We start from the raw sequence: 12,670 nt of genomic DNA on the forward strand, positions 1-12,670 counted from the left end.
TTGATTCTAAATTCAGCGAATCTACAATGCTGTTGACCAGGCGCACAGGGTCATTGGCATCAATATCTTGACCAAGTTCTGCAGGAAATAGCAGGATGGGGTCGGATATGTAAGGACGAAAGTGTAACTTTGTATTCATTAAGTAATTGATATTTGCTAAGTTACTCAAACTTAGTGAACGAACGAAGCCCTAGCTTGTGAAAGTTGGGGCTTTGTCGTTGGATGAGGAATAAAAAAAGGAGGCTGCCCCAAAAATGAATTTTGACACAGCCCCTTCAGTTGATCAGAATGCGTAAAGTACAAGGTGCCAAGAATGAAGCTGAAGAGAGGGTATTCTTGAAGTCCGTGACCAAAGCCGAATGTTGCAAGGAATGCAGTATTTGCTTATGGTGAATGTTGATTGGCTGCACGGCACTTAGGATCGGAAAAGACCATATGCATATGTAGAAAAAGCATGGAAATGTTTGGAGAATAAATAAAAATTATTACTTTTGCACCCGGGTAAGTCCTATACGGTCAGCTCCCATTGATTCCCCCAGGGCTTGATCGCAGCAAGGGTATTTGGTCGTAGCGACGCGATATAGTAAGCTTACCCATCTGCCTCTTTAGCTCAGTTGGCCAGAGCACGTGATTTGTAATCTCGGGGTCGTTGGTTCGAATCCGACAAGAGGCTCGAAATAGCAAACCGATTCAAAGCACCATCCCGACACACTTCTTGTCGGGATGGTTTTTTGATTTAAGGCCTCTGCCATATTTAGTTGTACATTTGTCATATCATTCAAGTAACAGCTTTTTTCTATGGAGCATCTGTCAAGTTGGCTTACGGAACAGTTTCTTAACCCTTCCATCACACAAACTATTATTGCATTAAGTCTGGTTTGCGTTGTCGGTTTATGGTTGGGGAAATATAAAATAGGCAATATTACCTTAGGTATCACTTTTGTTTTCTTTGTGGGTATTCTGGCTTCTCACTTCGGTTTGCGTACAGATCCCATGATTCTCAGCTTTGCACAAAGTTTTGGTCTTGTCATTTTTGTTTATGCCTTGGGGTTGGAGGTCGGCCCCTCGTTTTTCCCTTCTCTCAAACATGGAGGGGTTATGTACAACCTTCTTTCCATCGGTATGGTCTTTGTTACCCTGTTGCTTTGTTGGGGATTATATCTTCTTTTTGATATTTCCATGCCTAACTTGCTGGGGGTGATGAGCGGCGCGGTAACGAATACGCCTGTATTGGCTGCTTTGCAGGATACCATGACGCAGATGGGGCTGGGTGACCTTCAGACTCTGGCCGATATGGCCCTGGCTTGTGCAGTCAGCTATCCTTTGGGTGTGGTCGGGGTTATTCTTGCCCTTGCGGTGCTGGGTGTTATGGCTCGTAAAAGCAAGGGATTGAAAAAATCCGTGCAATCCGATACAAGCAAAGCTACTTATATTGCAGAGTACGAAGTGACCAATCCGGCCTTGAGTGGAGTTGAAGTCAAACAGGCCGTTCATATAGCTGATCGACATTTTGTCATCAGTCGTATCTGGCATGAAAATGAGGCGGTTATCCCACGATACAACAGTGTTATCAGAGAGGGAGATCGTCTTCTGGTGATCAGCAGCAATGAAGATGTGGAGTTGCTCTCGGCACTTTTCGGGCGACAGGTAAAAGAACATGATTGGAATAAACCCGGTATCAACTGGGATAGTTTGGGCGATAATTTGGTCTCCCGGAGGATAATCATTACCAAACCTAAATTCAATGGGGTTAAGTTGGGAGCCTTGAGTTTGCGTAATGATTATGCGGTGAATATTACCCGTATCGACCGCGCCGGAGTGCAATTGCTGCCCAATCCGTCGCTTTATCTTCAGTTGGGCGATCGTATCACGGTGGTGGGCGATGGTCTTGCCGTTGAGCAGGTCAGCGATTTGCTCGGAGACAAGATCGAGCTGTTGGACAAACCCAAATTAACCAGTTTTTTCGGTGGCATCCTGCTCGGTTGCCTTTTAGGTATGGTTCCTTTCTATATCCCGTCTATGAGTATGCCTGTTAAGTTGGGGCTTGCGGGGGGGCCTATTATCGTAGGTATTCTTATGGGAGCTTTCGGCCCGCGTTTACATCTCACTACTTATATAACGAACAGCGCCACACAGCTGGTTAAACAGCTGGGTATCGTTATTTATATGGCCGGGCTGGGTTTGGCCAGCGGAGCAAAGTTCTTCGAAACCATCATGCACGGTGACGGGCTGCTTTGGGTAGCCATAGGATTCATTATTACCATAGTGCCTACCATTATTGTAGGGATATTGAGCATAAAGATATTCAAGATCGATCTGGGTTCTGTAGCCGGCACCATTTGCGGAAGCATGGCCAATCCGATGGCTTTGGATTATGCAGATTCATTGGTGAAAGGAGATGAGCCTTCGGTCGTTTATGCCACGGTTTATCCTTTGGGGATGTTCATCCGTATTATCACGGCGCAAATTTTGTTATTGTTCTTTATCTAAGTAATGGCTGATTTTTCAGAAAAACAGATGCCTGAAAATCTTTCTTTATTTGCCGGTCACCCTGCCGTCGAAGAGGTTTTGGATAAACTTCGCAGCAGTAAACAGATTAAAATCAGAGCACTTGCCGGTTCGGGGAGGGCTTGTGTAATAGCTGAAGTAGCCCGGAAATATCCGTTACTGTGTATAATGGATGATAACGACAGAGCCGGATACTTCTTCTCGGACCTGGAGCAGTTAATGGCCGGAGGAAAGAACCGTTGCCGGGTTTTGTTTTTCCCTTCGGCTTATAAACGGGCAATTAAATACGGGCATCGTGACGAACCTAACTGCATTTTGCGTGCCGAAACGCTTACCGCTTTGGCTCTTGCGGCTAAAGGCGAAGGTCCTAAACCTGTAATTGTGACCAGTCCGGAGGCAATTCTTGAAAAAGTGGTCAGCAGTCAGCAATTGTCTACGGAAATGCACACCATTCATGTGGGCGATACCGTTAAGCCGGATGAGCTTAGAGACGAGCTGTTGGCCTGGGGGTATGAGCGTACGGATTATGTTTATGAGTCCGGCCAATTCGCTTTTCGCGGCAGCATTGTCGATATATTTTCTTTTTCTTCCGAATTGCCTTTTCGTCTCGATTTTTTCGATGATGAATTGGAGAGCATCCGTTCTTTCGAACCGGAAAGCCAGTTGAGCACTTCTCAGGTAACGCAAATAACCTTGATGCCCAATGTGGGCAGTACGGAAGGTGCGCAGCATGCCATAACGGAACTGTTACCCAAAAATGTTATTGTAGTAACCGAAGACCCTACCGTTTGGGCGGAGCGATTGCATCGCATCTATGATGATAAGCCGACAATCAATGACGGAGAAGGGTTCGATTCGCTGGAAGAAGTCCGGCAGATGCTTGTCGAGCCTGATAATTTGATCCGTGAGCTTGGCGGTTTCCGTCGGATTGTGCTCAACAGTCCTGCGGAAAATAATCCGATTCTTTTCAGCCAACGTCCCCAACCTCCTTTTAATAAGGACTTCGAGGCTTTGACTGAACAGATAGAAGATTGGAGTACGCAAGGATACGATATTCGTTTGAGCTCTAACAATGAGAAGCAGTATCGCCGGTTTCTCGATATTTTGGGTGAACGCAGCAGTTTTATTCCCAAGATTGAGCAATTAGCCGTTACGCTTCATGAAGGGTTTATAGACGACCATTTGCATCTGGCTGTTTTGACGGAACATCAGGTTTTCGGCCGTTACCATAAATACAATCTCAAGAGCGATAAAGCCCGTTCGGGTAAGGTTACACTGACACTTAAGGAGCTGAATAGCTTCAATAACGGCGACTATGTGGTTCATAGCGATCACGGTATCGGCCGTTTCGGGGGACTTGTGACTATGGATATAGGTGGAAAGGCTCAGGAAGTGGTCAAGATTATTTACCGGAACAACGATGCCATTTTTGTCAGCCTGCACAGCCTGCATAAACTCTCGCTCTACCGAGGTAAAGATGACGGAACGGAAGTTACCCTGAGCAGACTGGGCAGCGGTGCATGGCAACGCATTAAAGACCGTGCCAAGAAAAGGGTAAAGGACATAGCACGGGACTTAATCAAGCTCTATGCCCGCCGGAGAGAGGAAAAAGGTTTCAGTTTCAGCCCTGACAGCTATATGCAGCAGGAGTTGGAGGCTTCGTTCGTTTATGAAGATACGCCCGATCAGGCCAAAGCAACGGCCGACGTCAAAGCGGATATGGAAAGCGAATCGCCCATGGACAGGCTTATTTGCGGAGATGTGGGTTTCGGTAAGACCGAGGTAGCCATTCGTGCTGCTTTTAAGGCCGCCGCAGACAGCAAGCAAGTGGCTGTTTTGGTGCCTACCACTGTGCTTGCCTATCAGCATTATCAAACTTTTAAGGAACGGCTCTCCGGTTTCCCCGTCAAGATCGCTTATGTGAGTCGTGCACGCAGTAGTAAGGAAATCCGAGAGACTCTCAAACAGTTGGAGGAAGGTTCTATCGATATTATTATCGGTACGCATCGCCTGACCAGTAAGGATGTCAAGTTTAAGGATCTCGGACTGCTTATTATCGACGAGGAGCAGAAATTCGGTGTGGCTGTAAAAGAAAAATTGCGCAAGTTACAGGTCAATGTAGATACGTTGACCATGAGTGCTACGCCGATACCCCGTACATTGCAATTCTCTCTGATGGGTGCGCGCGATTTGTCCAATATCACTACTCCTCCGTCCAATCGTTACCCCGTCGAAACTGTTTTGACACGCTTCAGTGCCGAAACCATTCGCGAGGCGATAAACTTCGAATTAAGCCGGAACGGACAGATCTTTTTCATTCACAATCGTATTCACAATATTCAGGAAGTAGCCAAGGTCATTCAGCGCGAGGTACCCGATGCCCGTGTTGTTATAGGGCATGGACAGATGCCTCCTGCAGAACTCGAGAAAATAATTCTGGATTTTGTAAATCACGAAGACGATGTATTGATAGCGACTACGATTATAGAAAACGGGATAGATGTGCCGAATGCCAATACCATTATCATCAATGATGCTCAGCGGTTCGGCTTGAGTGAGTTGCATCAGTTGCGCGGACGGGTAGGGCGTAGCAATAAAAAGGCTTATTGTTACCTGCTTACTCCTCCGCTCAGTGTTCTTTCGGACGATGCCCGCCGGCGTGTGCAGGCCATTGAGAGTTTTAGCGATCTCGGCAGCGGCATACGCATTGCTTTGCAGGATTTGGATATCAGAGGTGCCGGTAATATTTTGGGAGCCGAGCAGAGCGGATTTATCGCAGATATGGGATATGAAACTTATCAGAAAGTTTTTGAAGAGGCGGTGAACGAGCTGAAAACGCAGGAGTTCAGAGAACTTTATACCGATAAGGATAATGATGTGAAGAGGGCAGCATCCGAAACGGTCGATTTTGTAGTAGAAACACAGGTGGAGAGCGACTTGGAGTTAAGTTTTGCAGAAGAGTATGTGCCGGTGGATGCCGAGCGAATATTGCTTTACCGTGAACTGGATAATCTGAATACCGATGAAGAATTGGAGGGTTTCAGAAATCGAATGTTAGACCGCTTTGGCGCTTTGCCTCCTAAAGCAGAGGAGCTTATATTGGTGCCTAAGTTGAGGCGGTTGGGGAAAAAGCTGGGGATTGAAAAGATTTCTCTTCGAAACGGCCTAATGAGTCTCCATTTGGTTGCAGATAAAGAAAGTGCTTATTACCAGTCCGATGTGTTTACCAGTCTGCTACTCTATGTTTCCGCTCATACCAGGCAGTGTGAGATAAAGGAAACCAAAACCGGGTTACGTATCATTCGCATCAAAGGTGTATCTTCAGTGCAGGCAGCAGTGGAAATCTGCATACAATTGCTCGAAACAAAAGTGGAATAATAACATAAATCCGTAAAAACACACTGAATTTTTCGACCGGCTCCAAGTCACTTGGATAAAGGATTTACAGCCGGTCGATTTTTTTGTCTTTTTCATTCAAATTTTTAGCGCAAAGAGTAAAAGTTCTCTGCCTGACGTGACGGATTTTTGTCCAAATTAACTTATATGAGTTCGATGTAAGATATATATCGCTTACTCTCATAAGATATTGTCAACCACTCTCTTAATGGAATGTTAGCTATAGAGCTAAATTAGAAGAGCAGAGAGCAAAGATTCTACTCTCATTTCATTGAATATCTCAGCCATGTAAAAGAGTTGTTCGAAAGCTTTACTTGAAGTTGGAATTACTTAAATAAAAAACAAAATAGGCTGAAAAACAGGGTGTTACATATTTCACTTAGATAAAATTTACGTTAATAGATAAGTTAAAAGCACAGGTATGTAAGAAATGTGGAAAAACAGAAAATCTGAAAATTACATTCAGGCAAATCGACCGAATCATTGTATTTTTTTCCTTAAATTGCCCTCGGAAGCCTCACAAATAGAAATTAATACATGGAAAAAAATTATTTTTGCATTGGATTACAGAGGTTTCAGAAAAGTTTAGGGGTATAAGTTTCTTATTACAAAACAACCCTGTCGACCTCATGAATAAGAGGCGAAGAACCTTATGGATGAAATTCTTTTCGGATTTGACAGAACATGAAATTTCTATTGGAATAAGTTAGTATTACTATGAGTTTTTTTGAAAATCTATTACAGCAATTATCTTTATTTGATCTGAATCAGCTGGGTCGATCATTCATGATTTTAGGGGTAGCCATCGATATTATCGGAGCCATACCCATTATCTTAAGCATTAAGGACAAAGGTCTTGATTATGACTCCAAAAAAGTAGCCCTCTTTTCCGGTATCATTCTTTTGGCATTTTTATTTGTCGGTGAGCCTATGCTCGGTATGTTCGGGGTCGATATTTCATCTTTCGGCGTAGCTGGAGGCATCGTACTCTTTGTTCTGGCAGTAGAGATGATTTTCGGCATTCAGGTGTTTAAGGACGATGGCCCTTCCGGCAGTGCCACATTCGTACCGCTCGTATTCCCTCTCTTTGCCGGAGCTGCTTCTTTTACGGCATTGTTAACCCTGTTGGCATCAGGTTATGCTTATATCAATCTGGCCATAAGTATAGTGCTTAACATCGTTATCGTTTATCTCGTTTTGCGCTTTGTGGATCCCGTAGAGCGTTTTCTGGGTAAGGGGGGTGTTTACGTGCTTCGCAAGTTCTTTGGAGTAATGCTTCTGGCTATTTCGGTAAAGTTCATCACCAGTAATATTTTCCACGTAATAGACAGTATTAGAGCGCTTGACGGTGCTTAACACCTCATTGCATCAAAATACCTGATTTATGCGCCCGGCAACCTTAGTTCGGGCGTTTCTTTTTTTATACCTTTGGGGGATAAAATATCATACATTATTGTGTCGTATGCAACAAAGTGACAGTATTGTAATTATACCCACCTATAATGAGAAAGAGAATGTGGCAAAAATGATAGACACAGTACTTTCTCTATCTAAAACCTTCCATATCCTTATTGTAGACGATGGTTCGCCCGATGGAACAGCCGATATCGTACGTACCAAAATGAAAGAATATCCCGATAAGGTTTTTATGCTCGAACGGAAAGGTAAACTGGGTTTGGGTACGGCTTATATTGCAGGGTTCAAATGGTCTTTACAGCACCGTTATGAATATATTTTTGAGATGGATTGCGATTTCAGCCATCCGCCTCACAATTTGATCGACCTTTATAATATCTGTTCGCACACGGGTGTCGATGTTGCTATCGGCTCCAGATATGTTCGCCATGGAAGTGTAAAAAACTGGCCTTTCGGCCGTATCTTCATGAGCTATGTGGCTTCTCTATACGTTCGCACCATTACATGGATGCCGGTTAAGGACACTACGGCCGGATTCGTTTGTTACAAACGGAAAGTGCTGGAAACCATCGACCTCGACAAGGTGCATTTCAAGGGCTATGCCTTCCAGATTGAAATGAAATATTCGGCATATTGCTTGGGGTTTAAGATTAAAGAATTCCCTATTGTTTTTGAAAACAGAGTATTGGGAACTTCCAAAATGAACAGTTCTATTTTCGGTGAAGCCTTTACCGGTGTTATCAAACTCCGCTGGTGGCATCTTTTCAAAAAATTTCCATCAACCGATAAGCCTCTGAAATAAACACATGACTACATTACTTATCAATGCTTTGGTGATCAATGAAGGGGTATCTGAGATAGCTTCCGTACTTATTGAAAATGAAAAAATAGCAGCTGTAATTCCCTCGGGGATGCCCCTGCCTCCTGCCGGGTTTGAGATAGACTGTAATGGTCTTTGGCTCCTGCCCGGTTGCATAGACGATCAGGTACACTTCCGCGAGCCGGGGCTTACGCACAAAGCGGACATTGAAACGGAGAGCAGGGCAGCCGCAGCGGGTGGAGTGACCTCTTTTATGGATATGCCTAATACCAATCCTACCACTACTACACTCGACCGCTTGCAGTGGAAACTTGATCGAGGGCAGGAAACGGCGTGGGTAAATTATTCTTTTTTCTTTGGCGGCACAAATTCCAATTATACCGAGCTCAGAAAACTGGATTCAAAAATCATACCGGGCATCAAACTCTTCTTAGGCAGCAGTACAGGAGATATGCTTGTGGATGACAACCATGCACTGAACTTTTTCTTTGAACAAAGAGATTTCCTTATTGCTACTCACTGCGAACACGAAAAGACCATAAAGAAAAATAAAGAGTTTTATCTGGCACAATTCGATGCTGAGAAACTCGATATTTCATTTCATCCGCTCATACGCAATGCCGAAGCATGCTATCGCTCGTCTGCCGAAGCATGCGAACTGGCCTCGAGGTACGGAAGCCGCCTGCACATCCTGCATATCAGCACGGGGCGTGAACTGACCTTGTTCGATGCAGACAAATCGCTCAAAGATAAACATATAACTTCCGAAGTATGCGTGCATCATCTGTGGTTTACAGACCGGGATTACCGGAAATACGGCAACAGAATTAAGTGGAATCCTGCCGTTAAATCCGTGCAGGACCGTGATGCGCTGAGGGCCGGCCTTAAAGAGGGCAAGTTGGATATTGTGGCTACGGATCACGCCCCTCATCTTTTGAGCGAAAAAGAGGGCAACTGCCTCAAAGCCGCGAGTGGAGGTCCGCTTATCCAGCACTCTCTGCTTGTTATGCTTCAGTTAGCCGATGAAGGAGTCATTTCCAAAGAAGGAGTCGTAGCATTGATGGCACATAAACCGGCAGAGTTGTTTTCAATCGAAAAAAGAGGGTACATACGTCCCGGGTATTTTGCCGATTTGGTGCTTGTCGATCCCACAAGATCTTATACCGTAACCAAAGAAAACCTGCTTAGCAAGTGTGGATGGAGCCCTTTTGAGGGAATGATTTTTGACCATACGATACACACCACTTTCGTCAACGGGCATATTGTTTATCAATCCGGTAGATTGAGCGATACGAGACCTCCGGTATATGCCTTACGATACAATCATTAAGAGTCATAAGGAGTGGATGAGAGATCTATCTGATGGCGAAAATCCGTGGTGCTAAGAATTTTCATTCAATTTAGTGTATGTTCGAACTAAGTGCATGGGGTTAAAGAGTTGATTTATTAGACGATTTCGAGATTCAGTTCAGGGTTCTTAAAACTCCGGTCTTTGAGCGATGCCCTGCATTTGTCTTGTCCGAAGTGATTTGATATTTGATTAGCATACAAAATCAATGCTCCATCTCTATTGTGCGAAGAAAATAACAGCCTTCTCCTTACATCGAATTCGCGTTTTGTTAAGGTTTCGGATTGTTGTAATTTTACGCAAATATTGAATATTATTACAATGAATACCATTCATCTCTTGTCCGAGAATACGATCTTATGCAAATATCTCTCTGAAATGAGAGACTGTACCATTCAAAAAGATCGTCTCCGTTTCAGGCGAAACATAGAGCGTTGCGGCGAAATTATCGCATACGAAATCAGTAAACAATTTGAATACAAACAAATAGACGTCAATACCCCTTTGGGGTGTGCCCGATGTTCTGTTCCGAACAACAATCTTGTCGTAGGCACCATCCTCAGAGCAGGATTGCCTTTTCATCAGGGATTTTTAAGTTACTTGGACGGCGCGGAGAATGCTTTCGTTTCGGCCTATAGAAAATATAAGGACAGACTGAACTTCGATATTTTTATCGAATATATCGCTTCACCCGATCTTACGGGAAAGACGCTGGTGCTCGTAGACCCTATGCTGGCTACGGGCGGTTCGATGGAATTGGCTTATAAAGCATTGCTGACAAAGGGGAAGCCGAAAAAGGTATATATGGCCAGCGTTATCGCCAGCGAGCATGCGGTAAGTTACCTTGAAAAAACATTTGCGGACGAAGATATTACCCTTTGGGTGGCGGACATCGACCCACATCTGGACGAACACTCTTACATAGTGCCCGGATTAGGTGATGCGGGAGATTTGGCTTTCGGGGAGAAGCTCTAACATCACAGAATTTTAGTGCACAAACTGGAATTACTGGCACCGGCCAAAGATCTTGCCACAGCCCGTGAAGCTATTCTGCACGGTGCCGATGCCGTTTATTTGGGTGCCCCGAAATTCGGAGCCAGACAGGCAGCATCGGTATCCTTGGAGGATATTGCCGTTCTGACGCAGGAAGCACATCTTTTTGGCGTTAAGGTTTATATTGCCTTAAATACCATTTTGTTTGACAGCGAATTGGCGGAGGCGGAAAGTTTGATACACCGGTTGTACCATGTGGGTGTGGATGCCGTTATTATTCAGGATATGGGTATTACGGAAATGAACCTGCCTCCGATAGCTCTTCACGCCAGTACTCAATGCCATAACAGTACCCCTGAAAAACTTACCTTGTTGGAACAACTCGGTTTTGAGCAGGCTGTTTTGGCTCGAGAGTTGAACCCTGCCGAAATTGCACGAATACGGGAATGCACATGCATTCGATTGGAGGTTTTTGTGCATGGTGCTGTTTGTGTAAGTTACAGCGGCCGGTGCTATCTGTCGGAAGCCATTAAAGGGAGAAGCGCCAACAGAGGGGCTTGTGCTCAGATGTGCAGGCAGACCTATGACCTGGTAGATGCGGAAGGCACTTATATCTACAAAGAAAAATATCTGCTTTCGGCCAAAGACATGAATCGTTCGGAAAGCCTGGAAGATCTTGTTCTTGCAGGAGTAACATCTTTCAAAATAGAGGGAAGGCTGAAAGGTGTGAGTTACGTTAAGAACGTTACGGCCTGTTACAGCCGGTTGCTTGATGAAATTATCAAGAAGTATCCCGATCGGTACGAACGCTCTTCTAAAGGTATCTGTAAATATCTCTTTGAACCCGATCTGAACAGATGTTTTAACCGAGGTTATACGAATAATTATTTTCACACGGCAACACCGGACCGGCCGAATGATAATATCGTTAATATAAATACTCCTAAAAGTACCGGAGAATTTGCCGGCGTAGTCAAGAAATGTATTCGAGGACTTATGGTTATGAATTCTGTACGTCAACTGCATAATGCAGACGGACTTATATTCATTCTGCCCGATGGTTCGTATGAAGGCTCTGCCGTAAATAAAATTCTTTCCGGAGGCAATATCGAACTGAATAAAAGGCTTAATCTTCCGTCAGGAACCCAAGTCTACAGAAATTACGACCATCAGTTTGAGCAGATTCTTTCCAAGCCGTCTGCTACCCGTAAAATACCGGTTGATCTGGTTTTAAGAAGTCTTCCTTTCGGTCTGGTTCTTGGCATCTCGGATGGAACGAACAGTACTTCGACATCCATCGAATTTATTCCTGAAAAAGCCAAAAATTTTCGTCCCGATGCCATTAAAGAAATTTTGTGCAGGCAGGGAGATACGGTGTTTGAGGTTAGAGGAGTAACACTGGCTCTCAAAAACGAACCGTTTATACCGCCTTCCCTTCTTACCTGTTTACGCAGAGATGCTATAAGAGGTTTTGAAATGTGCCTGAAGATTATAAACAGTCCCCGTTACTTTGCTCCGACACTAAAAATAAAAGAAAAAGCAGGTTCGATTAAGAGCGGCCTTTATCCGAATGTCGGTTATGAGGGTAACGTATCCAATCGATTGGCACAGCAACACTATCGGAAATTAGGCGCATCGGATATCCAACCCGCATTTGAATTGTTACAGGCTAAAGATGCGGCACTGATGACCACGAAGCATTGTTTTCATCGTTTGCTCGGTTACTGTACAAGAGAAACCCTCAAACGGATGCCTTACAAAGAACCTCTCTTTTTGATTCAGGGAAATGAACGTTTTCAAATAAAAATCGATTGTAAAAACTGTCTGATGCGAATACTTAAGCCCTGAGAATAATACATGTTATTTTTATATATATAATTAAAAAAGAACTGTCCGACCGGGACAGTTCTTTTTCAATTATTGGTGTCCGATAAAAATTTTTGAAGTAATAAATTAAGGGCTGGCTCCTGTATCAGGAAGTCAGCCCTCTTTTCGTTACTTTGTTGTCGCCAAACCAATGCAAGGTAACGATGAGTAAAAGTAAGCATTTCTTCGGACAGCCCATCTATAGTCAGCTGCTCCACCTCTTAGACAAGTCTCAAGTCCTCCAACATAGCCGAACACACACAGGAGAAAGGTACATCAAGCGTTTCGATGCCTGGACCCATCTGGTTGTCATGCTTTACGCC

At 44.3% G+C, this 12,670-nt stretch carries 8 protein-coding genes and 1 tRNA gene; all 9 read left to right on the plus strand.

The genetic code is table 11. The features are described 5' to 3' along the window. The first annotated feature begins 599 nt into the window (after positions 1 to 599). Positions 600 to 673 (plus strand) — tRNA-Thr (locus tag A3GI_RS0106785). A 125-nt stretch (positions 674 to 798) separates the two neighbouring features. Next, the gene (locus A3GI_RS0106790) at positions 799 to 2,490 is read left to right on the plus strand and encodes a putative transporter (RefSeq protein WP_018360712.1); all 1,692 of its coding nucleotides are present in this window, start codon (positions 799 to 801) and stop codon (positions 2,488 to 2,490) included. A 3-nt stretch (positions 2,491 to 2,493) separates the two neighbouring features. Next, a complete protein-coding gene (mfd, locus tag A3GI_RS0106795) occupies positions 2,494 to 5,886 on the plus strand; it encodes a transcription-repair coupling factor (RefSeq protein ID WP_040575319.1) in 3,393 nt (1,130 codons plus the stop codon). 735 nt (positions 5,887 to 6,621) lie between these two features. Further along, complete coding sequence (locus tag A3GI_RS0106805; protein ID WP_018360715.1) at positions 6,622 to 7,260, plus strand: MarC family protein; 639 nt, start codon at positions 6,622 to 6,624, stop codon at positions 7,258 to 7,260. Positions 7,261 to 7,366: 106 nt separating this feature from the next. Next, positions 7,367 to 8,122: a polyprenol monophosphomannose synthase gene (locus tag A3GI_RS0106810; protein ID WP_018360716.1), complete on the plus strand. Its 756-nt coding sequence runs from the start codon at positions 7,367 to 7,369 to the stop codon at positions 8,120 to 8,122. Positions 8,123 to 8,126: 4 nt separating this feature from the next. Then, complete coding sequence (locus A3GI_RS0106815) at positions 8,127 to 9,470, plus strand: dihydroorotase (protein ID WP_018360717.1); 1,344 nt, start codon at positions 8,127 to 8,129, stop codon at positions 9,468 to 9,470. A 339-nt stretch (positions 9,471 to 9,809) separates the two neighbouring features. After that, positions 9,810 to 10,463 (plus strand): uracil phosphoribosyltransferase, encoded by a 654-nt coding sequence (upp, locus tag A3GI_RS0106825; RefSeq protein ID WP_025079675.1) that lies wholly within the window; start codon positions 9,810 to 9,812, stop codon positions 10,461 to 10,463. Positions 10,464 to 10,478: 15 nt separating this feature from the next. Then, a complete protein-coding gene (locus A3GI_RS0106830; RefSeq protein ID WP_018360719.1) occupies positions 10,479 to 12,329 on the plus strand; it encodes a peptidase U32 family protein in 1,851 nt (616 codons plus the stop codon). A gap of 182 nt (positions 12,330 to 12,511) precedes the next feature. Next, positions 12,512 to 12,670, plus strand: a 159-nt coding sequence (locus A3GI_RS11460; RefSeq protein ID WP_018360125.1) for a DUF4372 domain-containing protein, incomplete at its 3' end; no start/stop codon positions are given.

Origin of the sequence: Porphyromonas macacae DSM 20710 = JCM 13914 (assembly GCF_000379945.1) — a bacterium.
Classification (GTDB): Bacteria; Bacteroidota; Bacteroidia; order Bacteroidales; family Porphyromonadaceae; genus Porphyromonas; species Porphyromonas macacae.